The 26,162-nt window shown below is 73.2% G+C and carries 23 protein-coding genes; 14 read left to right on the top strand and 9 right to left on the bottom strand.

Going from position 1 to position 26,162, the window contains the following annotated elements; all coding sequences use genetic code 11:
• Positions 1-395: 395 nt before the first annotated feature.
• Positions 396-1,319: an aminoglycoside phosphotransferase family protein gene (locus ACIRVF_RS36145; RefSeq protein WP_402827826.1), complete on the bottom strand. Its 924-nt coding sequence runs from the start codon at positions 1,317-1,319 to the stop codon at positions 396-398.
• Positions 1,320-2,229: 910 nt separating this feature from the next.
• On the opposite strand from ACIRVF_RS36145, the gene ACIRVF_RS36140 reads away from it, so the two are divergent.
• Positions 2,230-2,880, top strand: a complete 651-nt coding sequence (locus tag ACIRVF_RS36140) for a GNAT family N-acetyltransferase (RefSeq protein WP_402827823.1) — start codon at positions 2,230-2,232, stop codon at positions 2,878-2,880.
• Between the two features lie 4 nt (positions 2,881-2,884).
• On the opposite strand, the gene ACIRVF_RS36135 is transcribed toward ACIRVF_RS36140, so the two are convergent.
• From ACIRVF_RS36135 to ACIRVF_RS36125, 3 genes are all read right to left on the bottom strand, one after another.
• The gene (locus ACIRVF_RS36135) at positions 2,885-3,352 is read right to left on the bottom strand and encodes a hypothetical protein (protein WP_033347981.1); all 468 of its coding nucleotides are present in this window, start codon (positions 3,350-3,352) and stop codon (positions 2,885-2,887) included.
• Positions 3,345-3,848, bottom strand: coding sequence for a hypothetical protein (locus tag ACIRVF_RS36130; protein WP_402827819.1), 504 nt, complete (start codon positions 3,846-3,848; stop codon positions 3,345-3,347). Before ACIRVF_RS36130 ends, ACIRVF_RS36135 begins: the two co-directional genes overlap by 8 nt.
• A 92-nt stretch (positions 3,849-3,940) precedes the next feature.
• A complete protein-coding gene (locus ACIRVF_RS36125; protein ID WP_402827816.1) occupies positions 3,941-5,176 on the bottom strand; it encodes an 8-amino-7-oxononanoate synthase in 1,236 nt (411 codons plus the stop codon).
• A gap of 261 nt (positions 5,177-5,437) precedes the next feature.
• On the opposite strand from ACIRVF_RS36125, the gene ACIRVF_RS36120 reads away from it, so the two are divergent.
• The 3 genes from ACIRVF_RS36120 (at position 5,438) to ACIRVF_RS36110 (ending at position 9,570) form a co-directional block, all read left to right on the top strand.
• The gene (locus ACIRVF_RS36120) at positions 5,438-6,235 is read left to right on the top strand and encodes a hypothetical protein (RefSeq protein WP_402827813.1); all 798 of its coding nucleotides are present in this window, start codon (positions 5,438-5,440) and stop codon (positions 6,233-6,235) included.
• Between the two features lie 44 nt (positions 6,236-6,279).
• Positions 6,280-7,014: a hypothetical protein gene (locus ACIRVF_RS36115; RefSeq protein WP_402827810.1), complete on the top strand. Its 735-nt coding sequence runs from the start codon at positions 6,280-6,282 to the stop codon at positions 7,012-7,014.
• Positions 7,015-7,077: 63 nt separating this feature from the next.
• The gene (locus ACIRVF_RS36110) at positions 7,078-9,570 is read left to right on the top strand and encodes a DEAD/DEAH box helicase (RefSeq protein WP_402827847.1); all 2,493 of its coding nucleotides are present in this window, start codon (positions 7,078-7,080) and stop codon (positions 9,568-9,570) included.
• An 85-nt stretch (positions 9,571-9,655) separates the two neighbouring features.
• Here the strand turns inward: ACIRVF_RS36110 and ACIRVF_RS36105 are convergent, their stop codons facing one another.
• Positions 9,656-10,522: a hypothetical protein gene (locus ACIRVF_RS36105; RefSeq protein ID WP_402827807.1), complete on the bottom strand. Its 867-nt coding sequence runs from the start codon at positions 10,520-10,522 to the stop codon at positions 9,656-9,658.
• Positions 10,523-10,758: 236 nt separating this feature from the next.
• On the opposite strand from ACIRVF_RS36105, the gene bioB reads away from it, so the two are divergent.
• From bioB to ACIRVF_RS36080, 5 genes are all read left to right on the top strand, one after another.
• Positions 10,759-11,964, top strand: coding sequence for a biotin synthase BioB (gene bioB, locus ACIRVF_RS36100; RefSeq protein WP_402827805.1), 1,206 nt, complete (start codon positions 10,759-10,761; stop codon positions 11,962-11,964).
• Between the two features lie 83 nt (positions 11,965-12,047).
• Positions 12,048-13,352: an adenosylmethionine--8-amino-7-oxononanoate transaminase gene (locus ACIRVF_RS36095; RefSeq protein ID WP_402827802.1), complete on the top strand. Its 1,305-nt coding sequence runs from the start codon at positions 12,048-12,050 to the stop codon at positions 13,350-13,352.
• Positions 13,349-14,107 (top strand): dethiobiotin synthase, encoded by a 759-nt coding sequence (bioD, locus tag ACIRVF_RS36090; protein ID WP_402827800.1) that lies wholly within the window; start codon positions 13,349-13,351, stop codon positions 14,105-14,107. Before ACIRVF_RS36095 ends, bioD begins: the two co-directional genes overlap by 4 nt.
• 53 nt (positions 14,108-14,160) lie before the next feature.
• Positions 14,161-14,607, top strand: coding sequence for a hypothetical protein (locus tag ACIRVF_RS36085; RefSeq protein WP_402827797.1), 447 nt, complete (start codon positions 14,161-14,163; stop codon positions 14,605-14,607).
• 316 nt (positions 14,608-14,923) lie between these two features.
• Positions 14,924-16,378 (top strand): aminopeptidase P family protein, encoded by a 1,455-nt coding sequence (locus tag ACIRVF_RS36080; RefSeq protein ID WP_402827794.1) that lies wholly within the window; start codon positions 14,924-14,926, stop codon positions 16,376-16,378.
• Between the two features lie 236 nt (positions 16,379-16,614).
• On the opposite strand, the gene ACIRVF_RS36075 is transcribed toward ACIRVF_RS36080, so the two are convergent.
• The 3 genes from ACIRVF_RS36075 to ACIRVF_RS36065 form a co-directional block, all read right to left on the bottom strand.
• On the bottom strand, positions 16,615-17,286 hold the full coding sequence (locus ACIRVF_RS36075) for a class I SAM-dependent methyltransferase (protein ID WP_402827791.1): 672 nt from the start codon (positions 17,284-17,286) through the stop codon (positions 16,615-16,617).
• 62 nt (positions 17,287-17,348) lie between these two features.
• Positions 17,349-18,737, bottom strand: coding sequence for a sensor histidine kinase (locus ACIRVF_RS36070; RefSeq protein WP_402827788.1), 1,389 nt, complete (start codon positions 18,735-18,737; stop codon positions 17,349-17,351).
• A gap of 1 nt (position 18,738) precedes the next feature.
• Positions 18,739-19,416, bottom strand: coding sequence for a response regulator transcription factor (locus tag ACIRVF_RS36065; protein ID WP_402827785.1), 678 nt, complete (start codon positions 19,414-19,416; stop codon positions 18,739-18,741).
• 148 nt (positions 19,417-19,564) lie between these two features.
• Between ACIRVF_RS36065 and ACIRVF_RS36060 the strand changes: the two genes are divergently transcribed.
• Complete coding sequence (locus tag ACIRVF_RS36060) at positions 19,565-20,176, top strand: hypothetical protein (RefSeq protein WP_402827782.1); 612 nt, start codon at positions 19,565-19,567, stop codon at positions 20,174-20,176.
• A gap of 1 nt (position 20,177) precedes the next feature.
• A complete protein-coding gene (locus ACIRVF_RS36055) occupies positions 20,178-20,996 on the top strand; it encodes a hypothetical protein (protein WP_402827780.1) in 819 nt (272 codons plus the stop codon).
• A gap of 77 nt (positions 20,997-21,073) precedes the next feature.
• On the opposite strand, the gene paaK is transcribed toward ACIRVF_RS36055, so the two are convergent.
• A complete protein-coding gene (gene paaK / locus ACIRVF_RS36050) occupies positions 21,074-22,423 on the bottom strand; it encodes a phenylacetate--CoA ligase PaaK (protein WP_402827777.1) in 1,350 nt (449 codons plus the stop codon).
• Positions 22,424-22,701: 278 nt separating this feature from the next.
• Between paaK and ACIRVF_RS36045 the strand changes: the two genes are divergently transcribed.
• The 3 genes from ACIRVF_RS36045 to ACIRVF_RS36035 all read left to right on the top strand — a co-directional run bounded on the left by ACIRVF_RS36045 (position 22,702) and on the right by ACIRVF_RS36035 (position 26,092).
• Entirely contained in the window at positions 22,702-24,246 is a 1,545-nt protein-coding gene (locus ACIRVF_RS36045; RefSeq protein WP_402827774.1) for a hypothetical protein, read from the top strand.
• A gap of 158 nt (positions 24,247-24,404) precedes the next feature.
• Complete coding sequence (locus ACIRVF_RS36040) at positions 24,405-24,680, top strand: hypothetical protein (RefSeq protein WP_402827771.1); 276 nt, start codon at positions 24,405-24,407, stop codon at positions 24,678-24,680.
• A 248-nt stretch (positions 24,681-24,928) separates the two neighbouring features.
• On the top strand, positions 24,929-26,092 hold the full coding sequence (locus ACIRVF_RS36035; protein WP_402827768.1) for an ROK family protein: 1,164 nt from the start codon (positions 24,929-24,931) through the stop codon (positions 26,090-26,092).
• Positions 26,093-26,162 lie beyond the last annotated feature (70 nt).

Below are 26,162 nucleotides of genomic sequence, written 5' to 3'. Positions count from 1 at the left end.
GCGCAGGATCCACCAAGCAACCGCCCGCCGCAGCCACTACCGGCGACGCCTCGCCGAGCCCTCAACCGGATAGATCACGAAGTCACACTGGAGTATTAGAAGCTGCGCGGACAGGGCGGCTGGTCATGGCCGGCGGTGGAGCGTCCGTCCGAACGCTGGACGGTCCAGGCCTGGAGGATCCGACTACGCGCAGTGATGTCGGCGACGCCGTAGAACCGCTGAATTAGCACTCGTCTTCGAGCGACATGATTCTCTCCCCGCTGACGATCCCAGGACGATGGCCGCCTTCGCGAGCGAGTACATGCGCCAGACCACCGGCAGGCATGACGTGACCTACTGGGAGGGCCTGGTCACCGCAGCGGCCGAAGGCACCCTTCGTGATTTCGCGTGACGCTCTACGAGCCTTTGGTGAGCAACTTCGCCAGGCGGTCTGCGAATTCGGTGAGCCAGTCCAGCTGTGGTCCGCTGCGGGCGATACGGAAGCCGTGGCGGCGACCCCAGAACGCAGCCTGTACGGCATGGAACTGGGCCCATCGCTGGACGCGTTCACGGTCGAGTTCCGCTGCTTCGGCGAACACGTCCAAGATGCGGTGGACGGCCTTGCTCGGGTCGTCCGCTTCGAGGAGCGTCAGCGCGCGTGACTTCAACAGTGTGCCGCCGTCGTAGGCGGGATCTCCCGCGTACCCCTTGGGGTCTACGGCCAGCCATGGCTCGCGGCCGGCGCGCAGGATGTTCCGGGCGTGGAGGTCGCCATGGATGAGGGTGTCCGGCTGGACCCGGCCCAGTTCCCGGACGGTCGCCACAGCGGCATCCACCACCTGGCGCGGCAACGGATGTGTCAGCTCCTCTGCGTCCCTGCGCAGCTGTTCCTGCCAGGCATCGGCCTGCTCGCGCAGCCGGGGCAGGCCGGACGGTGCGGGGATGGCCAGGCGGCGATTGAGCCACCCGGCAACCGCCACCACCTCGTCGCCGTCCGCAACCTCCGCCAGGGTCGCAGCCTGAACCCGCTCCAGCAGCATCGCGAACCGCTCGTCGTCGCGCTCATGCAGCAGGACGGCGCCGCGCCCGGCCCACGCCACGAACGCGTCCGGCTCATGGGCGTTGCCGGGATGCGGAAACGACACTTTCAGCACAGCGGTCTCCTCAGCCCGCCGTCGTACCGGGACGATGACACCAACGCCTCCGTGCAGGACCTTGCCATCCGGCACGCACTCCCAGCGCCCCAGTAACTCCTCCACGATCCCGGGCAGCTCGGCGAGCCACTCAGCCCCGGCCTCCCCCTCGCGCTCGATGGTGCTCCGTGCGAACTCCTCTGGCATGGATCATCTCGGCACCCTATGCGCCGGCCCACCTCAATGACCAAGTCCGAGGCAGGTATGTTCTGATCTTTTTCGGATAACCCTTGGGAGCGGGTAACCCCGCCGCTGTCGCCCGCTCCTGCGCGACATCTCCAGTCCGGCCGCATGCAGGCCCGTTTGCGGCTTTGTCGGGGCGGCTGAGATTCCAGGTACGAATCTCAGCCGCCCCGATTCCCGCTTGAGACTACGTGTGGACCGCCGGGTAGCCCCAGGAAAGCGAGGAGTTCACGCTGGTGCAGTATGCGTAGCTCCAGGAGTCACTGCCAGTCGCAAGCCACGGCCCGTACACAATCGTGCCGTTGTTGCATATGGCTACGGCTCGGAAGGCTATACCTCCGACTGCGGTTCCGCAGTTGGTCCCGAAGGTATTGGAATCCTGCCAATTGACGCAGGCGCCAGAGCTTGCACTCGCCGGAGTGGCGGCGAATCCTCCGAGCATAAGCGAGGCCGAGGCAACTGCCACCGCGGTCAGGGCGCGCACCTTGCGCATCAAGTCTCCCATCGACGCGAAATCGGCGCTGTGCGGCAGTCCGATTTCAATCTGTCATGACAATAAACAGATCCTCTCCTCCAGGGCCTACAAACGTCAATCGGGATAAAGGCCGTCGACATGCGCTCATATGAACCAATTGCCAACTTCAAACCAGGGCAAAGTTCATAAACTTGCATTGAAACCATGACAGTTGCCACACGCCGCAGCCACGACCGACGACGCCTCGCCGAGCCCTCCACCAGATAGATCACGACGTCACACTGGAGTATCGGCCGGGCCGGACCGGACCAGCGGCTGCCGTTCCGGCGCTACCCTGCTGGCACATCGGCGCGCGCGGTGATCAACTGGGGCGGACAACTCACCTGGGAGGGAACGGATATGGGCGTACGGGGGCTGGCGGAGATCCTGGCGGACGCGGCGGGCGGGGTGTTCCCGCCGCCGGACGGGGCGGTCACCGTGGTGCCGCAGCCCGCGCCGCGCGAGGCCGGGGTGCTGGCCCTCGCCGCCCACGCCGTGGTGTTCACCGACGAGGACCCGGACTGGGTGCGCGAGGCGATCGCCGCCGCCCCCGGCGACCCGTTGTCCGCACCGGTCTGCCCGCCCTTCCTCACCGCCTTCGCCGAGCGCACCGGGCGGACCGTCAACAACATCGACCTGCTCACCGTCGCCGACCGCCTCCCCGGCGCCCCGCCGCTGCCGCTCACCCCGGTCGAGGACCGCGAACACCCCCGGGTGGTACGGGCGTTGCGCTACCGCGAGGACGTCCGGGTGTACCAGGCCGACGGCGGTGTGCTGATCCTCGGCCGCGGCGTGGCGGGCCGCTGGGAGGCCGCCGTCGAGGTCGACCCGCACGCCCGGGGCCGCGGTCTCGGCCGCGCGCTGGCCGTCGCCGGCCGCCACCTGCTGCCCTCCGGCGGAACCGTCTGGGCCCAGCAGGCCCCCGGCAACGCCCCCAGCGTCCGCGCCTTCCAGGCCGCCGGCTACCGGCCGATCGGCGCGGAGGTCCTGCTGGTGGCCGGACGGCCGTAGGCCCTCACCGCACCAGCACCCGGTCGGCTCCGAGGTCGTACCCCAGGAACGGCGCATCGCCGCCCTCGACCCACGTGGGCACCGACCTGCCGAGCCGCCGCCCGATCGCGGCCAGGAAGCCGCACAGCGCGTCCAGCCCTTCCTGGCCGTCGAGTTCGGCGACATCGACGTCGAAGTCGATCCGCTGCGCACTGCGGAACCGGAACACCACCCCGACCCCCGGCCCCGGCCGCACGCTCAGCACCGGCTGCGCGGGGCCGCGCGGCCGGAACAGCACCTCCTCGGCCCGCGGCAGCGCCGTCTCGAAGCAGCCCACGACGAAACTGCGGGCCCAGCCCCGCTCCACCACCAGGTCGAGCACGGCCTGCCAGTCCGCCACGGTGGTGTCCGCGACCCACCCGTCCGGCAACCAGCCGTCCCGGCACGGATCGAGCAGCCATGCGGCGTGGTCGCCCCAGCGCAGCTCAGCCATCCCGCTCTCCTGCCCCCGGCGCGGTCCACAGCAGCCGGACCCGGTCGGCCGCGATGTCGTACCCGAGGAACGGCTCCCGGGTGTCGCCTTCGAAGTACATCGGCACCGACTTGCCGAGCCGGCGCCCGATCGCGGCGAGGAAGCCGCAGAGGACGTCCAGCCGCTCCTGGCCCTGCAGTTCCCGCAGGTCGACGTCGAAGTCGACCTGCTCCTCACCGAGGAACCGGAAGATCGCGCAGACCTCCGGGTCCGGCCACACGCGCAGGTTCGGGCACGCGGCGCCGGCCGGGCGGGACAGCACGGTCGCGGCCCGGGGCAGCGGCAGCACCGCCTCGCCCTCGGAGTACTCGAAGGCCCAGCGCTGCTCCACCACCAGGTCGAGCACCGCCTGCCAGTCCGCCACCGTCGTGTCGGCGACGTACACATCCGGGAGGCAGCTCCCGCCGGACGGATCCAGCAGCCACGCCACGTGGTCGTCCCGGAGCAGGTCGGGCATGCCGCCATCCTGCCGTCCAGGACGCCTCCCGCCGAGCGGTTTTCCGGCGGCGACCTCCGGGCCGCTGACCTGCGGGGGCACCGCGACCCTCGTCAGCCGGCTTCGGGCACGATCGCCCGGACCACTCCTACCCCCCGCGCGCCCGCCGGGGCGAGGTCGGCGATGGTCCGGACCGCGTCCGCGATCTGGGCGTCGGTGAGGTCGCCGCGGGCCGTCAGGCGCAGCCGGGAGATGCCGTCCGGGACGGACGGGGGGCGGAAGCACCCGACGGCGAGGCCGGCGCGGAGGCAGTCGGCGGCCCAGGTGACGGCGGCCTCGGGGCCGGGGGCGCGGACCGAGACCACGGCCGCGTCCGGTTCGCAGGCCCGCAGGCCGGCGGCGGTGAGGCGGGCGGCGAGGGTGCGGGCCACCTCGCGGGCCCGGTCGGCGCGCTGGGGTTCGGCGCGCAGCAGGCGCAGGGCGGCCAGGGCGGCTCCGGCGGCGGCCGGGGCGAGGCCGGTGTCGAAGATGAAGGTGCGGGCGGTCTCGGTGAGGTGGCGGATCACCCGGCGGGGGCCGAGGACGGCGCCGCCCTGGGAACCCAGCGACTTGGACAGCGTGACGGTGGCGACGGTGTCCGGCTGCCCGGCGAGCCCGGCCGCGGCCAGCGCGCCGCGGCCGCCGGGGCCGAGCACGCCCAGTCCATGGGCGTCGTCCACCAGCAGTGCGGCCCCGTGCGCCCGGGCGGCCCCGGACAGCCCGGGCAGCGGCGCCGCGTCGCCGTCCACCGAGAACACCGAGTCGGTGACCACCAGGGCCCGCCGCTGGGTCCGCCCGGCGAGGACCTCGGCGACGGCCGCCGGGTCGCTGTGCGCGGCCCGGTGGACATCGGCCCGGGCGAGCCGGCAGCCGTCGATCAGCGAGGCGTGGTTGTAGGCGTCGGACACGATCAGGGTGTCCGGGTCGGTCAGCGCGGTGAGCGCGGCGAGGTTGGCGGTGTACCCGGAGGAGAACACCAGCGCGGCCTCCACCCCGCAGAACTCGGCGAGCTCCTGCTCCAGTTCGGTGTGCAGCGCGGTCGTGCCGGTGACCAGCCGCGAGCCCGTCGCCCCGCCGCCCCACCGCAGCGCCGCCTCCCCCGCCGCGCGGGTCACCACCGGGTGCCGGGTGAGCCCCAGGTAGTCGTTCCCGGCCAGGTCCAGCACCTGGTCCTCCGCCCGACGACTGCGCAACCTGCGGGTCAGCCCGGCGTCGGCGCGCAACTCGGCGGCCTCGTCGAGCCAGTCGAAGACGTGCGCCGGGGCGGGCCCGGCGGCGGTGTGCGGTGCGGAGGTGAGCGGGAGGGTCATGCCCGGCACTCTGGCACGCCCCGCGAGACGGCGGCAATGTGCGACTCCACACAGCATGGGCAGGGCTTTCTTGTCGCCATTCACTTTTTGTTTACCTGATGTCAATCAGAGAGAAATTCCCTATTTCCCCACTTACTGCCGCTTCGCTCACCCTGACAACAGGTACCACCAGGACGGCAATACTTTCGGGTACGCTCCATGGCGATCTACACCTGGGGGCGGACACGTGACAGAATTCGAATTCGAGCGTCGAATGAATCCTTGGCTCTTCGACGAGAAGGGCAATCTGACCGAAGCGGCCAAGAAGCAGTTCCCGGACCTGGCCGGCAGCAACGCCGCCCCGGTCTCGCTGAACCCGGCGGGCGGCGGCGCAGCCGTGACGGTCAACACCGCCAGGGCGCCCTGGAAGGACCGGGCGCCGACTCGCACCTCTTCAAGACGGGCGAGGTCGAACGCCTGCTGGGCACACTCGGCCGGAACCCGGACGCCTACGCCTCGATCGCTGCCGGGCAGCAGGCCTACACCACCGCCCAGATCCAGGACGTGCTGGCCCACCCCGAGTTGCACAAGGACCTGGCCGTGGCGGTCGAGAACATCGCCAAGCCGGCCGGTCAGGTCAACGGCCTCATCACGAGCGCCATGGTCGACGAGGTGTACAACAAGCACACCGCCAGCGACGCCGAGTACAACGCCGCCATCGACACCAAGCGGGAACTCGCCGGCCAGCTCTGGTCGTTCGCCGGCGACGCGCTGAAGGAGCGGGCGCCCCTGATCGGCGAGGGCATTGACAACGTGGCCAACCAGATCATGGACAACGTCGCCGCCGGCTACAAGGTGGACACCCACAACGCCGCGAGCGACGAGGCCGTCACCGCGAAGCAGAACGCCGAGGCCAACTCCCAGCAGGCGATCCTCAACGCGGTCCGCGACGCCGGCCGCGCTACGGGCGCCGACCCGAACTACATTAACGACGTGGCCCGGCGGGCCGCCCAGGAGGAGAACACCGGCTACGGCAGCGGCTGGGACTCCTTCGCCACCGCCTTCCCCAAGAAGAACTAGGCCCCGGCCCGCCGCACCCAGGCCACGACCGAGAGTGTTGAGACATGGTTGACGTCGCCCACATCACCCCGCCGTCCCCGGACGACCCGCCCCGGCGCCGGTCACGGGTCCGCCCCTGGCACGCCGCCGTCGCCCTCGCGGCCGCGGCGGCCGTGGGCGGCGGGTTGTGGGCGTGGAAGCCGTGGCAGGAGGTGGAGCTGCCGCAGAGCGCCTGCTGGTCCCTGGTCACCAAGGACCAGCTCAAGGTGCTCGCGGGCCCGGACGGCCGTGGCTACGAGGGCACCCGCCAGGACCGGATGGCAACCCCGTCGGACCCGGTCAACGGCGACCGGTACGGCAAGTGCGAAGTCTGGTGGGCCGGGCAGCACACGACGGCCGACGTCCTGCTGTCGGCAACCGTCTCTCCCGCGTACGACGGGATCGACGCCGACCGGCAGAAGGACACCCGGGAGGCCGGTCGCACCATGCCACTGGACTTCGGCCCCGACACAGTGGGCTGGGTGGCCGACGCGGGCGGCGACAAGTCGCCCCGGGTGCGGTTGTACGTCCGGTGCGACGGCTACCAGCTGCCGCCGGAGCTCCGTAAGGCCGAGGCCGACCCGGCGTACGTCCAGGTCTCCGTCGACGGCGAGCCCTGGGTCTCCGCCGCGCCCCGTGCCAGGATCCGGCAGACGTACGCCGATGTCGCCCTGAAGATCGCGCGGGCCGCCCCGGGCGCGTACAGGTGCGCCAACACCCCCCGGCTCGCCCACACCGCCCCGACCGTTCCCGTCGAGTGATCCCGGGCTTTGCCCGGGGTGGCGGCGAGCAGGCAAGATAGCCGGGTGACCCTCCTTGATCTGATGCCGAAGCCCGCCACCCCCGACGCGCTGTACGAGACGTTCGCAGCCTGGGCGGAGGAGCGGGGGATCACGCTGTACCCGGCGCAGGAGGAGGCGCTGATCGAGCTGGTGTCCGGGAACAACGTGATCCTGGCGACGCCGACCGGGTCGGGGAAGTCCCTGGTGGCGGCCGGCGCACACTTCGCGGCGCTGGCGGAGGGGCAGCGGACCTTCTACACCGCGCCGATCAAGGCGCTGGTGTCGGAGAAGTTCTTCGACCTGGTGAAGATGTTCGGCACCGAGCAGGTCGGCATGATGACCGGCGACGCGAGCGTCAACCCGACCGCGCCGATCATCTGCTGCACCGCCGAGGTGCTGGCCCAGATCGCGCTGCGGGACGGCGCCCGGGCCGACATCGGCCAGGTGGTGATGGACGAGTTCCACTTCTACGCCGAGCCGGACCGCGGCTGGGCCTGGCAGATCCCGCTGCTGGAGCTGCCGCAGGCGCAGTTCCTGCTGATGTCGGCGACGCTGGGCGACGTCCGCCGCTTCGAGGAGGACCTGACCCGCCGCACCGGCCGCCCGACCACCGTGGTGCGCAACGCGACCCGTCCGGTGCCGCTGTTCTACGAGTACCGCCGCACCACCATGCACGACACCCTGGAGGAGCTGCTGCAGACCGGCCAGGCGCCGGTCTACGTCGTGCACTTCACGCAGAAGGAGGCGGTGGAGCGCGCGCAGTCGCTGATGAGCATCAACATGTGCTCGAAGGCGGAGAAGGAAGCCATCGCCGACCTGATCGGCAACTTCCGCTTCACCACCAAGTTCGGCCGCAACCTGTCCCGTTACGTGCGCCACGGCATCGGCGTGCACCACGCGGGCATGCTGCCGAAGTACCGCCGACTGGTCGAACGCCTCGCTCAGGCGGGCCTGTTGAAGGTGATCTGCGGCACCGACACGCTCGGTGTCGGCGTCAACGTGCCGATCCGCACGGTGCTGTTCACCGCCCTGTCGAAGTACGACGGCCAGCGGGTGCGGATCCTGCGCGCCCGTGAGTTCCACCAGATCGCCGGGCGCGCGGGCCGGGCCGGCTTCGACACGGTCGGCCAGGTGGTCGCCCAGGCGCCGGAGCACGTGATCGAGAACGACAAGGCGATCGCCAAGGCCGGGGACGACCCCAAGAAGAAGCGCAAGGTGGTGCGGAAGAAGGCGCCGGAGGGCTTCGTCGGCTGGACCGAGGAGACCTTCGACAAGCTGATCGCCGCCGACCCGGAACCGTTGGTCTCCCGGTTCAAGGTGAGTCACGCGATGCTGCTGTCGGTGATCGGCCGCCCGGGCAACGCCTTCGAGGCGATGCGCAAGCTGCTCACCGACAACCACGAGGACAGGGCGGCCCAGCGCCGGCACATCCGCACCGCGATCGCGATCTACCGCTCGCTGCTGGAGGGCGGCGTGGTGGAGCGGCTGCCGGAGCCGGACGCCGAGGGCCGGATCGTCCGACTGACCCTGGACCTCCAGGAGAACTTCGCGCTCAACCAGCCGCTGTCCACCTTCGCGCTCGCCTCCTTCGAGCTGCTCGACCCGACCTCACCCTCGTACGCGATGGACGTGATCTCGGTGGTCGAGGCGACCCTCGACGACCCGCGCCAGATCCTCGCCGCCCAGCAGAACAAGGCGCGCGGCGAGGCCGTCGGCGAGATGAAGCGGGACGGCATCGAGTACGAGGAGCGGATGGAGCGGCTCCAGGAGATCACCTACCCGAAGCCGCTGGAGGAGCTGCTCACCCACGCGTACGACGTGTACCGCCGGGCGCACCCGTGGATCGGCGACCACCAGCTCCAGCCGAAGTCCGTCGTCCGTGACCTGTACGAGCGGGCGATGACCTTCTCGGACTACGTCGGCTTCTACGAGCTGGCCCGCACCGAGGGCATCGTGCTGCGCTACCTGGCGGGTGCGTACAAGGCGCTGGAGCAGACCGTCCCCGAGGACGTGAAGACCGACGACCTCAAGGACGTCATCGCCTGGCTCGGCGAGCTGGTCCGCCAGGTCGACTCCAGCCTGCTGGACGAGTGGGAGCAGCTGGCCAACCCGACCGAGGCGGCCACCGCCGAGGTCACCCTCGACGACAAGCCGGCCCCGGTCACCGCCAACGCCCGGGCCTTCCGGGTGCTGGTGCGCAACGAGATGTTCCGCCGGGTCGAGCTGTGCGCGCTGGAGCACTGGGACGAACTCGGCGAGCTGGACGGCGAGTACGGCTGGGACGCGGACCGCTGGGCGGACGCGATGGACGGCTACTGGGACGAGTACGACGACCTGGGCACCGGCCCGGACGCGCGCGGCCCGAAGATGCTGATCATCGAGGAGGAGGACTCCGCCTGGAAGGTCCGGCAGATCTTCGACGACCCGGAGGGCGACCACGACTGGGGCATCAGCGCCGAGGTCGACCTGTACGGCTCGGACGAGGAGGGCCGGGCGGTGCTGCGGGTGACGGCGGTGGACCGGCTCGGCGGCTGACCGGGCAGGAGCACGCGGACGGGGCCCGGCGCGCGGACGCGCCGGGCCCCGTCCTTTCTCACGCCGGTTCGGCCACGCCCCTCGGCTACATCCAGACGAACGGCTGCCCCGCCGCGTACGACAGCGCGCGGGTGGCCTCGTCCAGGTTGGGTTCGCCGCTGCCGGTGGCCGGGGAGCTGGACGTCGGGGCGGTCGAGCCAGGGGTGCCCGGGCTGCCGCTGCCGCTCGTGCGGGCGTCGCCGGGGCGGGAGCTGGTGACGGTCACGTAGTGGCCGACCGCCTCGACCCGGGCCTCGCTGCCCGGCTTGGCGCTGCCGGCGGACTGGGCGGGCGCGAAGTTGGTGTCGGCGAGGATGAAGGCGACCGCGCCGGGCTTGCCGCGCAGGGTGTCGGCGGCCTTGGCGGCGGCGGCCTGGTCGGCGAAGCGGAGCAGGGTGACGCTGCTGAGCACCGGTCGGTCGACGCCGGTGAAGCTGACGATCAGGTAGGCCTGGCAGCCGCTGTCCTTGAGCAGCTCCTGGGTACGGTCCTGGAGCACCTCGTCGCACTTCTCGCCCTGCCGGATGCCGCCGCGCCGGGCCTTGTAGCCGGCGACCTCGACCGGGCGCTGGGCGGGGAACAGATTGCCGGCGTTGAGAGCCTCGGGGTCGGTGGTCGGCGGGGCGGCGCCCACCACCGGGGGCGTGCGGGTGGAGTCCGCCTTGGACGGGCCGAGGCCGGGTATGTAGTCGCCGGGCGTCGGGCGGGTGATGACCCATCCGCCGGCCACGACCACGACGGCCACGACGGCCCAGCCGACCGCCCGGCGGGGGGTGAGCCGGGGGCCGCGCCTGCGTGCCGTGCCGGCGGATCCCGCGGCGGGAGTGTCCTCGGCGCCCCCGCCGGTCCGCAGTCCTGCCCGGCCGTCCTGGCCATCTCCCGGAGTCGGGGTGCGCTCCCCCTGCGTGGTCATGGCGCAGATTCTAAGCACCCCCCGGGTGGCGTGCGTCACTGGGTGGGGGGTTGTCGATCTTCGCCCCGGGCACCCCCGCCCTACCCGCTGGTAACCTCGCCTCCGGGCCCCCGTCAAGCGCGTGACCAGCGCCGACGCCGTGAGCTTCGACACTGTGGCAATCGGCACATCCTTCCGGGGATCTTCTGGTGGGTTTGCTCTGGCGCCATTCCGACGCCAGCAGGCAGGATCGCCCCATGGATCTGCTCGATACCCTCACCGCCAAGGGCCTGCGCGGCGAAGTCCCGACCCGCGAGGAAGCCCTCGCCGTCCTCGCCACCACCGACGACGAGCTGCTCGACGTGGTCGCCGCGGCCGGCAAGGTGCGCCGCCGCTGGTTCGGCCGCCGGGTCAAGCTCAACTACCTGGTGAACCTGAAGAGCGGGCTCTGCCCCGAGGACTGCGCCTACTGCTCGCAGCGGCTGGGCTCCAAGGCCGAGATCCTCAAGTACACCTGGCTCAAGCCGGAGCAGGCCGCCGACGCCGCCCGCGCCGGGGTGGCCGGCGGCGCCAAGCGGGTCTGTCTGGTCGCCAGCGGCCGCGGTCCGACGGACCGTGACATCGACCGGGTCACCGACACCATGGCCGCCATCAAGGACGCCGACCCCGAGGTCGAGATCTGCGTCTGCCTCGGCCTGCTGTCCGACAACCAGGCGGAGCGGCTCAAGGCGGCCGGCGCCGACGCGTACAACCACAACCTCAACACGTCCGAGAACACCTACGGGACCATCACCAAGACCCACACCTACGCGGACCGGGTCGACACCGTGCAGAAGGCCCACGGCGCCGGCCTGTCCGCCTGCTCCGGTCTGATCGCCGGCATGGGCGAGACCGACGAGGACCTGGTCGACGTGGTGTTCGCGCTGCGCGAGCTCGGCTCGGACTCCGTCCCGGTCAACTTCCTGATCCCCTTCGAGGGCACCCCGCTCGCCAAGGAGTGGAACCTCACCCCGCAGCGCTGCCTGCGCATCCTGGCGATGGTCCGCTTCGTCAACCCCGACACCGAGGTGCGGATCGCCGGCGGCCGCGAGGTGCACCTGCGCTCGATGCAGCCGCTCGGCCTGCACATCGCCAACTCGATCTTCCTCGGCGACTACCTGACCAGCGAGGGCCAGGCCGGCCAGGCCGACCTCGACATGATCAAGGACGCCGGCTTCGAGGTCGAGGGCGCCGGCGAGGCCACCCTGCCGCGCCACCGCGCCGACGTCGCCGAGGCGGCCGCGGCCGGCTCCTGCGGGACGGCCGCTTCGGCCTGCGGCAGCGGCGGCGGCTGCGGCCCGTGCGGCGGGCACTCCCACCCGGAGCCCGCGCCGGTCGAGGAGGGCACGGACGAGGAGCTGCGCAGCGACCTGGTCAAGGTCCGCCGTCGCGGCGCCGGCACCGAACTCGCCCCCAACGCCTGACCCTTCGGCACCCTTCGGCGCCCTCAGGCACGCTTCGGCACCCCGGGGCGCCCGCCGTCGGAACACTTCGGAGAGACCTCACCATGTCCCAGCTGTCCACGGACACGCTGCTCGCCCTCGACCGGGCGCACGTCTGGCACCCGTACGGGCCGATGCCCGGCACCGTCACCCCGTACGTGGTCGAGTCCGCCTCGGGCGTCCGGCTGCGCCTCGCGGAGCCCGTGGAGGACGGGCGGCGCGAGCTGGTCGACGGGATGTCGTCCTGGTGGGCGGCCATCCACGGCTACCGGCACCCCGTGCTGGACGCGGCCGTGCGCGAGCAGCTGGGGCGGATGAGCCATGTGATGTTCGGCGGGCTCACCCACGAGCCCGCCGTCCGGCTGGCCGCCCGGCTGGTCGAGATCACCCCGGAGCCGCTGCAGCACGTCTTCCTCGCCGACTCGGGCTCGGTGGCGGTCGAGGTCGCCATGAAGATGTGCCTGCAGTACTGGCAGTCGACGGGCCGGCCGGGGAAGCGCCGACTGCTCACCTGGCGCGGCGGCTACCACGGCGACACCTTCCACCCGATGTCGGTCTGCGACCCGGACGGCGGGATGCACCACCTGTGGGGCGGGGTGCTGCCCGGGCAGCTCTTCGCGCCCCAGCCGCCGTCCGGCTTCGACGCCCCGCTCGACCCCGAATACGCGGCGCGGTTCGAGGAGTTGATGGCGCGTCATGCCGACGAGCTGGCGGCCGTCATCGTCGAACCGGTGGTCCAGGGCGCGGGCGGGATGCAGTTCCACTCCCCCGCCTACCTGCGGATGCTGCGCGAACTCTGCGACCGCTACGGGGTGTTGCTGGTCTTCGACGAGATCGCCACCGGCTTCGGCCGCAGCGGCGCGCTGTTCGCCGCCGACCACGCCGGCGTCTCCCCCGACGTGATGTGCCTGGGCAAGGCCCTCACCGGCGGGTACCTGACGCTCGCCGCCGCCCTGTGCACCGGCGAGATCGCCGACGGCATCAGCCGCGGGGAGATGCCCGTACTGGCCCACGGGCCGACCTTCATGGGCAACCCGCTGGCCTGCGCGGCCGCCAACGCCTCGCTGGACCTGCTGCTCGGACAGGACTGGGCGGTGCAGGTCAAGCGCATCGAGACCGGGCTCGCCGAGGGCCTGGCCGCGGCATCGGACGTGCCGGGCGTGCGCGACGTCCGGGTCCGGGGCGCCATCGGCGTGGTGCAGTTGGACCACCCGGTGGACGTCCCGGCGGCGACCGGGGCGGCGGCCCGCGAGGGCGTCTGGCTGCGGCCGTTCCGGGACCTCATCTACACCATGCCCCCCTACGTGACGGAGGACGAGGACGTGGCACGGATCGCTGCCGCCGTGACCGCCGCGGCGGTGGCGGGATGAGCGCGCGCATCCTGTTCGTGACGGGCACCAACACGGACGTCGGCAAGACCGTCGCCACCGCGGCCGTGGCCTCGGCGGCGCTGCGGGCCGGGCGGAAGGTCGCGGTGCTCAAGCCCGGGCAGACGGGCGTGGCTCCCGGCGAGCCCGGCGATGCGGCGGAAGTCGCCCGTATGGCGGGTGAACTGACGGTGCGTGAGCTCGTCCGGTACCCGGAACCGCTGGCGCCCGACACCGCCGCCCGGCGGTCCGGACTGCTCTACCTCTCCCCCGCCGAGGTGGTCACGGCCGTCGCCGACCTCGCCGCCACCCACGACCTGGTCCTGGTCGAGGGCGCGGGCGGACTGCTGGTCCGCTACGACGACCAGGGCCGTACGCTCGCCGACCAGGCCCGGGCCGTCCTCGACGCCGGCCTCCCGGCCGAGGTGCTGCTGATCGCCTCCGCCGGGCTCGGCACCCTGAACATCGTCTCGCTCACGGCGGAGGCCCTCGCGGCCCGCGGACTCCCGCTCGCCGGCGTCCTGGTCGGGTCCTGGCCGGCCGACCCCGGCCTCGCCGAACGCTGCAACCTCGCCGACCTGCCGCGCTCCGCCGGCGCCCCGCTGCTCGGCGCCCTGCCGGAACGCGCGGGCGCCGTCGAGGACTTCGCGGCGCTCTCGCTCGCGTCCCTGGCCCCCGAACTGGGCGGCACCTGGGACGCGGAGCACTTCGCACACGTCCACCGGCCGGAACCGGGCCCGCGTCCCCCGAAGGTGTGATCCCGGCGCCCAAACCGCGCGGGGTGCGGTACCGGCTCAATACCGTTCCAGGTATGACAGACGGGCTGACCGTGGACGAGGCCCTGCGGGCCTTGGCCGCCCTTGAGGCGGCGTGGAAGGACGACGACGAGGCCCTGTCCGCCCTTGCGGCGGGCGGGGCCGACGAGCGGCCGCTGCCGGCGCTGGTCGCCGCGTACGGCGAGCACGCGATGGACACCCTGATGGCGCTGGCCTTCGGCCTGCGGTCCAGCATGAGCGACGAGGAGATCGCCGAACTCTCGGACGCCGTCAGCGCCAACATCGGCGCGAGGATGAGCGCCCTGCTCACCCAGACCCTCAAGGCCTGGGGCACGGTCGCGGCGGCGGACGACCTCTGCGTCACCCGAATCATCGCCCACACCGTCATCGACGCCATGCGCGCCGTCACGGAGGATCCCAGCAAGACCGAAGTCCTGCCCCTCCTGGCCACCTTCCGCAACTACGCCCTCAACGGCGTCTGAGAGACGGACGGTCCCGGTGCGGGCTTCGAGCGATCCCGAAGCCCGCACCGCCTTCTGAACAGTCGCCCGTACCGGACGTCGGCGGGACCGACTTCCGGTACGGCGGTCATCGCCCCATCGACCGGGAGACGTCCCGGGCGTTCTCGTCCAACCGCGGCTCGGCCGTCCCCGTCGGCACCGCTCCCCCCCTGGGCACTGGCCCCGTCGGTACCGGCCCCTTCTCTTCGGCCCTCGTTCGATATACGGTACACAACGCTTGTTACGTACCCGGCAGGTCGGCGCGACGGTGCGCCGTATCCCCTCTGGAGAGTCCGCTGTGACCGAGCCCGCCCAGCCCACCGAGCCCACCCCGCCCATCAAGTACCGCAAGAACGGCCTCACGCGCGGGGTGACCGAGGAACTCGCCGAGAGCATGAAGCACGGCTGGGCCGACACCGAGCGCCACGGCCTGGAGCCGATCCCGCAGGCCGCCCACACCGAGCGCCGCCGGGCCGCGCTGTCCGCCGCGTACCCGGGCGAGCTGCTGGTGGTCCCGTCCGGCAACCCCAAGGTGCGGGCCAACGACACCGACTACCCGTTCCGCCCGTCCTCCGACTACGTCTACCTGACCGGTGACCAGTCCCAGGACGCCGTGCTGGTCCTGGAGCCCACCGGGGACACCGGCCACCGGCCGGTGCTCTACCTGCGCAACCGCTCCGACATCGAGAGCGGCGAGTTCTGGCTGGACGGCCACGGCGAACTGTGGGACGGGCGCCGCAACAGCCTGACCGAGAGCGAGCGGCTGTTCGGCCTGCCCTGCCGGGACGTCCGCACCGCGCGCGCGGACCTGGCCGCGGCCACCGCCCCGGTCCGGGTGCTGCGGGGACACGACGCCGGGGTGGAGGAGACCCTCCGGGACAGGACGACCGCCGAGCGGGACGCCGAGTTCGAGGTCTTCCTGTCCGGAATGCGCCTGGTGAAGGACGAGTTCGAGATCGCCCAGCTGCGCCTCGCCTGCCAGGCGACCGCCCGCGGCTTCGAGGACGTGGTGCGCGTCCTCGGCACGGACGCCGCGACGCCGGAGCGGCTGATCGAGGGCACCTTCTTCGTCCGGGCCCGGCTGGAGGGCAACGACGTCGGCTACAGCACCATCGCCGCCGCCGGTGCGCACGCCACCACCCTGCACTGGGTGCGCAACAACGGCCAGGCCCGCCCCGGCGACCTGCTGCTGCTCGACGCCGGCGTGGAGACCAACGAGCTCTACACCGCGGACGTGACCCGTACCCTGCCGGTCTCCGGCCGCTTCACCGACATCCAGCGCAAGGTCTACGACGCCGTGCACGCCGCCCAGGAGGCCGGCATCGCCGCTGTCCGGCCGGGCGCGGACTTCCGCGACTTCCACCGCGCCGCCCAGCGCGAGCTCGCCGAACACCTCACCGCCTGGGGCCTGTTCGGCGACCTCACCGCCGACAAGGTGTACGAGCTGGGCCTGCACCGCCGCTTCACCCTGGCCGGGACGGGCCACATGCTCGGCATCGACGTCCACGACTGCGCCCACTCCCGCACCGAGGAGCACGTCGACGGCACGCTGCTGCCGGGCATGGTGCTCACCGTCGAGCCCGGCCTGTACTTCCAGGAGAACGACCTGACGGTGCCGGAGGAGTACCGCGGCATCGGCGTCCGGATCGAGGACGACATCCTGGTCACCGAGGACGGCAACGAGAACCTCTCCGCCGACCTCCCCCGCGGCTCCGAGGAGGTCGAGGCCTGGCTGGCCCGCCTGCGCGGCTGAGCCGGGAGAGCGGACGTGCGGGCCCCCGGGGGAACCACCCGCCGTGCACCGGGCCATGGTGGTCCCCTGTCGGGTGGGCGGGTGTCGACGTCGTGACCGAACGCAACCGTTCGCACGCGCATCGGGCCCAGCGGACCACGTCCCCCGGACGGCCGCCAGCGCTCGGCGGCCGTCCGGACGGAAGACCTCCGGGCGGCGTCGCGTGCGGTTCCGCGCCGAGGACGGCAGGGAGCGGATCAGCCGAGGCGCCACACGGTGGTGGTCTTGACCGAGGCGTCCTCCAGGTCCGCCACCACCGGCACCTGGTAGGCGGCCACGGCGGTGAACCGCTCGCGGGGCAGGTAGGCCCGGCCCGGGTCGCCGACGATCACGGTGGCGCCGCGGGCGGCGGCCCGTTCCAGGAAGGGCAGGAAGCGGGCGGCCATGGCCCGTTCGTAGAAGACGTCCCCGGCGAGCACCACCTCGGCGGGGGCGCCGTCCCCGTCCACCAGGTCGACCAGCGCGCCCGCCACCCGGACGCCGTTGGCCTCGGCGTTCAGCTCGATCGCGGCGACCGCGTAGGCGTCGATCTCGGCGGCGCGCACCTCCTTCGCGCCGCGCAGCGCGGCAGCCACCCCGACCAGTCCGGATCCGGCGGCGATGTCCAGGACCGCGCGCCCGTCGACCAGTTCGGGGTGGTCCAGCACGTAGCGCGCGACCGCCACCCCGCCGGCCCAGGCGAACGCCCAGAACGGCGGCGGCAGTCCGTCCCGGCCGCGCTCGCGCTCGGTGGTCTCCCACAGCGCGATGGCGTCCTGGGCCATGTGCAGGCGGATCTCGGGCACGAAGGGAACGGGCGTCAGCTCCGTCTCCCGCCGGATGAAGGCGGGGTCGGCGCCGGCTCGAAGAGTTCGCAGCTCGCTCGGCATGCCCGCAGCATAGGGCCTACGGGGTGCGCCTCCCGCGCGGGTGGTCGGCGGAGGGTGGCCGCTCAGCCCTCGACCGCCAGCGGGATCGCCGCGGTGAGCCGGGCGCCGGTCGCGGTCGGAGTGACGGTGAGCGTGCCGTGGTGGTGGCGGGCGATGTCGCGGGCGATCGGCAGGCCCAGCCCGGTGCCGCCGTGGTCGCGGGAGCGGGCGTCGTCCAGGCGCGTGAAGCGTTCGAAGACCCGCTCGCGGTCGGCGGCCGGGATGCCGGGGCCGTCGTCCTCGACGTCCAGCAGGGCGAGACCGTGCACCGGGTCGGTGCCCAGTCGCACGTGCACGGTGGTGGCCGCATGGCGTTCGGCGTTGTCGAGCAGGTTGGTGAGCAGCCGGCCGAGCCAGAGCGGGATTCCGTCGACGGCGACCCCGGGGGCCAGGTCCGTGGTGCGCCGGTGCGGGCCGCACGGGCGGGCGAGGACGGTGGTGGCGACCAGGTCGGAGAGGTCGATCCGCTGGCGTGGGCGGTCGTCGGTGCCGCCGGCGTCCAGCCGGGCGAGCAGCAGCAGGTCGGTGGCCAGGTTCTGCAGCCGGTCGGTGTCCTCCAGGGCGCCGTGCACCAGCTCGGCGCGGACGTCCGGGTCCGGGTGGGTGTCGGCGACCTCCAGCTGGGTGCGCAACACCGCGAGGGGGCTGCGGAGTTCGTGCGAGGCGTCGGCGATGAACTGCCGCTGTCGGCGGCCGGAGGCCTCCAGCCGGTCGAGCATCGCGTTCATGGTCGCGGCGAGCCGGGCGATCTCGTCGGCCGTGCCGGGTTCGGGGACGCGGCGGTGCAGGTCCTGCCCGGTGATGGCGTCGACCTCGGCGCGGATCGCCTCCACCGGGCGCAGCGCCTGTCCGGTGACCTTCCAGGTGACCACCACGCCGGTGAGCAGCAGCAGCGGGCAGGCGACGGCCAGCCCGGCCTGGGTGATGTCCATGGCCTCGTCGGCGGCCCGCAGCGAGGCGCCCGCGTAGACGGTGACCGGCCCGTCGGCGGTGTCGGCGGTGACGGCGGCGAGCCGCTGGCGGTGGTGTTCGTACAGCGGGTCGACATCGTCGGTGGTGTGCGAGCCGGTGCGCCGCGCGGTGGCCAGGGCGGGGCGGCCGGCCAGGTTGGGGCTGGCGGCGAGGACGGTGCCGCGGGCGTCGACGACCTGGAGGAAGTCGGTGCCGTGGGCGGGGTGCAGAACGGGTGTCAGCCGTCCCTGGACGGCGAGTTGGGCCACCGATTCGGCCTGCTGTCGGGTCGCGGAGGCGGCCGAGGCGACCAGGTCGGCGTGCACCGCGGCGAGCAGTCCGGCCCCGGCCAGGGCGAGCGCGGCGGCCAGCACGGTACCGGCGGCCGCGGTGGCCCGGGCCCGTACCGTACGGGGGAAGAACCGGCGCAGTGCGTGGGGGAGTTGACGAGACCCGGGCACGTCAGCCGCCGGCCGGGTCGAGCCGGTAGCCGGCGCCGCGCATGGTCTGCAGGGCGGCCCGGCCGAAGGGCGCGTCGATCTTGCGCCGCAGGGCGTGGACGTGCACCTCGACGATGCTCGGGTCGGCGTCGTGGTCGGCGTCCCAGACGTGGTCGAGGATCTCGCGCTTGGAGACCACCGTCCCGGCCCGGGCTGCCAGGTGTTCCAGGATGGCGAACTCGCGGGCGGTCAGGTGGGTGGGGGTGCCGGCCCGGGTGCAGGTGCGGGCGTTGGCGTCCAGCACCAGGTCGCCGAGGGTGTGCAGCCGGGGGCGCTGCCGGTCGATCCGCCGGTGCAGGGCGCGCAGCCGGGCGAGCAGCACGACGAAGGAGAAGGGCTTGGAGAGGTAGTCGTCGGCGCCGGTGTCCAGGGCCTCGGCCTCGTCCCACTCGCCGTCCTTGGCGGTGAGCATCAGGATTCCGGCCCGGCAGCCGCCCGCGCGCAGCCGGGCGCAGACCCGGTAGCCGTTGAGGCCGGGCAGCATGATGTCGAGGACGATCACGTCGTAGGGGTGGCGCTCGGCGAGGGCGAGGCCCTCGGGGCCGTTGTGGGCGGTGTCGACGGTGTGTCCGTCGGCCTCCAGTCCGCGCCGCAGCGCGGTGGCCATCCGCTGTTCGTCCTCCACGACGAGTATGTGCATCCGTTCAGGGTGCCAGGTGCTCCTGAGAGCTTCCGACCCGCCTTAAGCGCAGGTTCAGGTACGGTCCGCCATGATCGCCGGGCGCGGCCCGGGCGGTACCGGGCCGGACGCTGAGCGCAGCAGCCGCACGAGGCAAGGAGTGCCCCCGATGACCGACCCCCTGTCGTCCACCACCCCGCAGCCCGGGATCGAGCCGGAGATCCCGGAGGTGCCGCCGCTCGCGCCCCGCCGTCGGCGCGTGGAGCGCCTGCGCGCCTGGGCGAGCGGGCGGGAGCGCCGGATAGCCGCGTCGGTGGCGACCGTGGCGCTGCTCGCCGGGGGCGGGCTCGCGGTCGCGGCGGCGGCGCACGAGGGACACGGGGAGCGCGGGAGCGGGCACCGCGAGGCGTCGGCCCGGTCCGAGGACGGGAGCGGGCACGCGTACGGGAACGAGCGCGGGACCGGGCACGAGCACGGGACCGGTAACGAGCACGGGAACGGAAACGAGTACGGGACCGGGCACGGGAAGCAGCGCGGGCACGCCAACGGCGAGGCGCCCGCTCCGCTGCCCTCCCTCGGCGCCTCCGCCGCCCTGGACAAGGCCCAGGCCGCCGTCCCCGGCGGCCGCGCCGAGTCGCTGCACCGGGTCACCGCGCAGGGCGGCGGCGCGGCCTGGGCCGTGACGGTCGTCGGCCAGGACGGCGTGCGCCACCTGGTGACGGTGGACGGCACCGACGGCCAGCTCACCTCCAACACCGTCGTCGACGGCTCGGAGGGCTGAGGTGGCCCACTCGTACGCGCCGACCGCGCCCGGCCCCGCCGCGCCCGGCCCCGCCGCGCCCGGTGACGTCCGGGCCGCCGCCAGCAAGGTCCCCGTGGTGGACGGCTGGTTCTGGGTGGTGAAGGTGCTGACCACCGGCATGGGCGAGACCCTCTCGGACTTCCTCGCCAAGACCTTCGACCCGGTGCTGGCGGTGGCCGCCGCCGGACTGCTGCTGGCCCTCACCCTGGTGGTGCAGTTGCGCACCCGCCGCTGCGTGCCCGGGCTGTACTGGGCGGTGGTCGTGCTGGTGAGCGTGTTCGGCACGATGGTCGCCGACGTGGCGCACGTCGCGCTCGGTGTCCCGTACGTGCTGTCGGCCGGCGCGTTGGCGGCGGCGCTGGCGGGGCTGTTCCTGCTCTGGCACCTGGTGGAGGGCTCGCTGGCGATCGACCGGGTGACCGGGCTGCGCCGGGAGCTGTTCTACTGGGCGGCCGTGCTGCTGACCTTCGCCCTGGGCACCGCGCTGGGTGATCTGACGGCGGCCACCCTCGACCTCGGCTACCTGGTGGCCGGCCTGGGCTTCGCGGTGCTGATCGCCGTTCCGGCGGTGGCTGCGCGGGCCCGCTGGGTGGGCCCGGTGGCCGGGTTCTGGTGGGCGTACGTGCTGACCCGTCCGCTGGGCGCCTCGTTCGCGGACTGGCTGGGCGTCGGCGCCGACCGCGGTGGCATCGGCCTGGGCACCGGCCCGGTCAGCCTGGCCCTGGCCGTGCTGATGGCGGTCGCCCTGGCCCTGTCCGCGCGGACGCGCCGTCGGACGGCTGGACTCGTCGCCCACTGACCGTCTACATTGCTGTAGACGTCGGAGGCGCACGGCATCACCCCCCGGACAGCCGTGCGCCTCCGACCTCCTCTCCGCTACTTCCGCTCGTCCACCACCCGCTTGATCTTCCCGACCGAGCGCTCCAGCGTGTACGGGTCCACCACCTCGGCCGCGACCGTCACGCCCACGCCGTCCTTCACCGCCCGGACGATCGACTCCCGCGCCGCCGCCCGCAGTTCGGCGGGCGCCTCCGGGCGGGCCTCCACCCGCACCGTCAGATGGTCCATCCGCCCCTGCCTGGTCAGCCGCAGCTGGAAGTGCGGGGCGACGCCCGGGGTGCGCAGCAGGATCTCCTCGATCTGGGTCGGGAAGAGGTTCACCCCTCGCAGGATGATCATGTCGTCGCAGCGCCCGGTGACCTTCTCCATCCGCCGGAAGGCCGGCCGCGCGGTTCCGGGCAGCAGCCGGCTGAGGTCACGGGTGCGGTAGCGGATGACCGGCAGCGCCTCCTTGGTGAGCGAGGTGAAGACCAGCTCGCCGACCTCGCCCTCGGGCATCACCAGGTCGGGCCCCAGCCGGTCGCCCAGCGGGTCCACGACCTCCGGGTAGAAGTGGTCCTCCCAGATGTGCAGCCCGTCCTTGGTCTCCACGCACTCCTGGGCTATGCCGGGGCCGACCACCTCCGAGAGGCCGTAGATGTCGACGGCGTGCAGGTCGAGCCGCTCCTCGATCTCGCGCCGCATCTCCTCGGTCCAGGGCTCGGCGCCGAAGATGCCCACCTTCAGCGAGCTGGCGCGCGGGTCGAGACCCTGCTTCTCGAACTCGTCCAGCAGGGTGAGCAGGTAGGACGGGGTGACCATGATGATCTCGGGGCGGAAGTCCTGGATCAGCTGGACCTGCCGGGCGGTCATGCCGCCGGAGGCCGGGATGACGGTGCAGCCCGCCCGTTCGGCGCCGTAGTGGGCGCCCAGGCCGCCGGTGAACAGCCCGTAGCCGTACGCGACGTGCACCTTGTGGCCGGGACGGCCGCCGGCCGCGCGGATCGAGCGGGCGACCACGTCGGCCCACATCGACAGGTCGTTCTCGGTGTAGCCGACCACGGTCGGCCGCCCGGTGGTGCCGCTGGAGGCGTGGATCCGGCGGACCCGCTCCATCGGGACGGCGAACATGCCGAAGGGGTAGCCCTCGCGCAGGTCGGCCTTGGTGGTGAAGGGGAACCGGGCGAGGTCGTCCAGGGTGCGGCAGTCCTCGGGGCGCACCCCGGCGGCGTCGAACTTGCGGCGGTAGAGCTCGACGTTGTCGTAGGCGTGCCGCAGGGTGGCCCGGAGGCGGTCGAGCTGGTGGGCACGGAGTTCGTCCACCCCCATCCGCTCGCCGGCGTCCAGCAGTGCGGGTGGAATCGGCTCCCCCAGGCGTCGTCCCGGTTCGGGTGAGCTGCCGGTCATCGTCGCTCCTTCGCAGGTCGGCCGATCCGTATGGGCCCGACCGATCGTTCGGTCCGGGCCGGCCCAGGCCAAGTAATCCAGCACCCGAACCACCTGTCAAGGGCTTGCGCAGCGGCGCCGGAATGCGCAGTTCCGACGCCTTCGTGGCGGGATTCCCCTCGCCGCTTGGCTGGCCGATATGAAAATCATTACGGAATCTTGACCAGGCTCCGACCGCTCCCGACCCGGACGCATGGTTCAGTGGTGCGGCTTCTCCCCCGCACCCCGGAGTGATCACCTTGGCCTCGACCCCTGCGCTGGTCAGCGCGCTGCGCGAGCTCGGCGACCGGCCCGCCGTCGTCGCCGACGGACGCACGATCAGCGGCACCGGCCTGCTGCTCGGCGTCTCCCCGCCGGGCGGCCTGCCCCGGGCCCTCGCCGAACGCGTCGCCGAACACGCCGCCCTGGCGCCCTCCGCCGCCCGCACCGCCGAGGAACGGCTCCGCCACTGGGCCGGCGTCCTCGGCCCGCCGCCGATCCGGCACACCGTGCTGCACCCGGCCACCGAACTCGCCGTCGAACTCGCCCTGGCCACCCTGCTGGCAGGCGGCACCGTGCACTGCGCCGACCCCGACCAACGGCCCGAGCAGCAGCTCAGCGCCCTCGCCGCCAACGGCACCACGCACCTCAGCCTGCCATCCGCCCTGCTCTGGCGGCTCAGCCGCCAGCCCGGACTGGCCGAGCACGACCTGAGCGCGCTGCGCCTGGTCCTGCACGTCGGACCCGAACCCCGGCAGGACGACGTGTACGCCGCCGTCGACGCCCTCGGCGCGGTCCTCGCCCACGTCCGCGCCCCGCACAGCCAGGCCGAGGCCGCCGACCGCCGGCTGCGCGCCGACGCCGAGGCCGCCACCGCCGCCGCCTGGAAGCACGCCATCGGCATCACCGCCGACCAGGTCACCGAGTTCGGCGCCCATCTCGACCGGGCCGTCCTCACCGCCCTGCTGCACACCCTCCAGCAGGCCGGAGTGCTCACCGACCCCGCCCGCGGCTGGTCGGAGGCCGAACTCCTCGCCACCGCCCTGGTCATCCCGGCCCAGCGCCCCCGGGTCGGCCGCTGGCTGGACGCCCTCGCCCGGCACGGCCTGATCACCCGCCAGGGCGGCGGGGCGCAGGGCCCGCTCTTCCACGGCGCCCCCGAACTCACCGCCGCCGAGGTCCGGGAGGCCTGGCGTCCCGCCGCCGAGAGCTGGGCCGACGGCCTCGGCACCGCCCCCGTCCTCGACCGGGTCCGGCGCGGCGCCCTGCGCCTGCCCAAGCTGCTCACCGGCCAGGAGGCGCCCCGCCCCGCCGTCGCCCCGGTCCGCTGGGCCGCCGCCCGCGGCTACCTCGGCGCCGCACTCGGCGCGCTGGTGCGCGCCACCGCCGAGGCCCACGAAGGACCGCGGCCGCTGCGGGTCCTCGAACCCGACCGCGACGGCGCCGAGACCGCCGTCGCCCGCGCCCTGGCCGCCCGGCCCCGGCAGAACGCCGACCACCACCTCACCCCGGACGGCGGGCGCTACGACCTCGTGGTCGCCACCGCCGCCGGACGCCCCGACGAGGAGGTTCCGGCGCTCGTCGACCAACTCGCCCCCGGCGGGCGGCTGCTGCTGCTCGCACCCGTCGCCGAACAGCTCGACCTGCTGATCACCGGCGACCCCCGCGGCCTCACGGCCCACCCGGCCGACCACTGGCGGGCCGCCCTCTCCGCGGCGGGCTGCCCCACCGTGCTCACCCTGCCGGCGGACGGGCACCCGATGGGGCTGCTGGGGCAGGGGCTGTTCGCGGCGCGGGTCGACTGACTCCGCGGCGCGCCCGCCGAGCGAACACGCTCCCGTGGCTCCGGGACGTGTCGGCCGAGGGAGCTCGCACTCCCGTGACTCCGGGACGTGTCGGCCGCGGGAGCGCACTCTCGTCACTCCGCGGCGCGCCCTCGGCGGGTGCGGCTACGATCGGGCGCATGGCAGCTTCCGTGCGTTCGATCCGCTCCCGGGCCTCCCTCGGCTCGATCGGCTCCATCGGTTCCATCGGCTCGCTGCTGTCCATCGGCTCGGTCGGGTCCGTCCTCTCGATCGGATCGGTCGGCAGCGTGCTGTCCGTCGGCTCGGCCGGCTCGGTCTTCAGCGCGTTCTCGGCGTGCTCCTGGCTCAGCGTCGGCTCGCTGCTGTCGGTGCGCTCGCGCTGGTCCGTACGGGGCCGGCGCCCGGGGCGGGGGCCGGCCGCGGCCGACCGGTGAAGCAACGGTCACGTACCGCCACCCGATCCGTACCATTTCGATACCGAAGCCCGGGTGAGCTGCGGGAATCCTCGCCGCGCCGGACGGTCCCCCGGTAGGCTCCGGCTTGTCCCCCGGGCCTTCCCGCGGGCGGCGGCGCGCCGCCCGTGCCGGTGCACCGGGGGCAGACCCCCGCGGGCCATTCGGTGGGCTCCGCGCACTCGACACCGCGCGCCAGGGCAGTCGCGCGAACGGCGAAGGGCATCGCATTGGCGGATCGGCTCACCGGAGGAGACTCCTCGCTGCTGCGGCGGATCAACGCCGCGGTCACGCTCAGGGCGCTGCGGACCGGCCACTCCGTGACCCTCACTCAGCTCGTGGGCGAGACCGGGCTCTCCCGGCCGACCGTCGAGGGCGTGATCGAGGGCCTGGTCGAGACCGGACTGGTCGCCGAGGTCGAGCAGCCCCGGGAGGACGGCCAGCCTGGCACCGGCCGCCGCGGCCGGCCGGCCCGCTGGTTCCGCTTCCGCGCCGAGGCCGGGCACATCCTCGGCATCGAGATCGGCGTGCACGACATCCGGGTCATCCTCGCCGACCTCACCGGCGAGGTGGTGGGCAGTCACTTCAAGCCGGTCGACGAGACCCTGGACGCCGAGGAGCGCCTCACCGCCGTCCGCACGGCCGTCGCCGACATCCTGCGCAAGGCCGGCATCTCCCGGGACAACCTGTGGGCCGTCGGCATCGGCACTCCCGGCATCGTCGACCGCGAGGGCACCGTCCGGCTCGGCACCGCGATGCCCGGCTGGACCGGCCTCGACCTCGGCGCCCGCCTGCGGCGCTCCTTCCGCTGCCCCGTCCTGATCGAGAACGACGCCAACCTCGCCGCCATCGCCGAACACTGGCAGGGCGCGGCCGTCGGCGCCGACGACGTGGTCTTCGTGATGGCCGGCCTCAGCCCCGGCGCCGGCTCGCTCATCAACGGCAAGCTCCACCGCGGCTACGGCGGCGCCGCCGGCGAGATCGGCGCCCTGCACCTGCTCGGCCAGGAGGTCACCCCGGAGAAGCTGCTCTCCACCACCGGCAAACCGCTCAACCCCCTCGACGAGGCCGCCGTCGCCCGCGTCCTGCGGCTCGCGCGGGAGGGCGACGAGGTCGCCAAGGTCGCCATGGACCGCTTCCTGACCCGCCTCGTCCAGGGCGTCGCCGCCCTGGTCCTCGCCATCGACCCCCAGCTGGTGGTCATCGGCGGCTGGGCGGCCGGCCTGGACGGCGTGCTGGAGCCCCTGCGCGAGCGGCTGTCCCAGTTCACCCTGCGGGCGCCGGAGGTGGCGCTGGCGGCGCTGGGCTCGGAGGTCGTCTCCATGGGCGCGCTGCGGGTCGCCCTGGACCACGTGGAGGACCAGCTCTTCGCGGTGGACCCGCCCCGGGTGTGAGCCTCGCCCAACGACAGCGGCCCGGAAGCCAGTTGGCGTCCGGGCCGCTGTCCGAGGGTGGGTGCGGGAT

This window comes from Kitasatospora sp. NPDC101157, assembly GCF_044768255.1.
Classification (GTDB): Bacteria; Actinomycetota; Actinomycetes; order Streptomycetales; family Streptomycetaceae; genus Kitasatospora.
This window is presented reverse-complemented; position numbering and strand designations above follow the sequence as displayed.

What these genes read in the sequence shown, in the direction of transcription:
- ACIRVF_RS36145 (WP_402827826.1), bottom strand. Translation starts at nt 1,319, where the DNA reads ATGCCAGAGGAGTTCGCACGGAGCACCATCGAGCGCGAGGGGGAGGCC.
- ACIRVF_RS36140 (WP_402827823.1), top strand. Translation starts at nt 2,230, where the DNA reads ATGGGCGTACGGGGGCTGGCGGAGATCCTGGCGGACGCGGCGGGCGGG.
- ACIRVF_RS36135 (WP_033347981.1), bottom strand. Translation starts at nt 3,352, where the DNA reads ATGGCTGAGCTGCGCTGGGGCGACCACGCCGCATGGCTGCTCGATCCG.
- ACIRVF_RS36130 (WP_402827819.1), bottom strand. Translation starts at nt 3,848, where the DNA reads ATGCCCGACCTGCTCCGGGACGACCACGTGGCGTGGCTGCTGGATCCG.
- ACIRVF_RS36125 (WP_402827816.1), bottom strand. Translation starts at nt 5,176, where the DNA reads ATGACCCTCCCGCTCACCTCCGCACCGCACACCGCCGCCGGGCCCGCC.
- ACIRVF_RS36115 (WP_402827810.1), top strand. Translation starts at nt 6,280, where the DNA reads ATGGTTGACGTCGCCCACATCACCCCGCCGTCCCCGGACGACCCGCCC.
- ACIRVF_RS36110 (WP_402827847.1), top strand. Translation starts at nt 7,078, where the DNA reads ATGCCGAAGCCCGCCACCCCCGACGCGCTGTACGAGACGTTCGCAGCC.
- ACIRVF_RS36105 (WP_402827807.1), bottom strand. Translation starts at nt 10,522, where the DNA reads ATGACCACGCAGGGGGAGCGCACCCCGACTCCGGGAGATGGCCAGGAC.
- bioB (WP_402827805.1), top strand. Translation starts at nt 10,759, where the DNA reads ATGGATCTGCTCGATACCCTCACCGCCAAGGGCCTGCGCGGCGAAGTC.
- ACIRVF_RS36095 (WP_402827802.1), top strand. Translation starts at nt 12,048, where the DNA reads ATGTCCCAGCTGTCCACGGACACGCTGCTCGCCCTCGACCGGGCGCAC.
- bioD (WP_402827800.1), top strand. Translation starts at nt 13,349, where the DNA reads ATGAGCGCGCGCATCCTGTTCGTGACGGGCACCAACACGGACGTCGGC.
- ACIRVF_RS36085 (WP_402827797.1), top strand. Translation starts at nt 14,161, where the DNA reads ATGACAGACGGGCTGACCGTGGACGAGGCCCTGCGGGCCTTGGCCGCC.
- ACIRVF_RS36075 (WP_402827791.1), bottom strand. Translation starts at nt 17,286, where the DNA reads ATGCCGAGCGAGCTGCGAACTCTTCGAGCCGGCGCCGACCCCGCCTTC.
- ACIRVF_RS36065 (WP_402827785.1), bottom strand. Translation starts at nt 19,416, where the DNA reads ATGCACATACTCGTCGTGGAGGACGAACAGCGGATGGCCACCGCGCTG.
- ACIRVF_RS36060 (WP_402827782.1), top strand. Translation starts at nt 19,565, where the DNA reads ATGACCGACCCCCTGTCGTCCACCACCCCGCAGCCCGGGATCGAGCCG.
- paaK (WP_402827777.1), bottom strand. Translation starts at nt 22,423, where the DNA reads ATGACCGGCAGCTCACCCGAACCGGGACGACGCCTGGGGGAGCCGATT.
- ACIRVF_RS36040 (WP_402827771.1), top strand. Translation starts at nt 24,405, where the DNA reads ATGGCAGCTTCCGTGCGTTCGATCCGCTCCCGGGCCTCCCTCGGCTCG.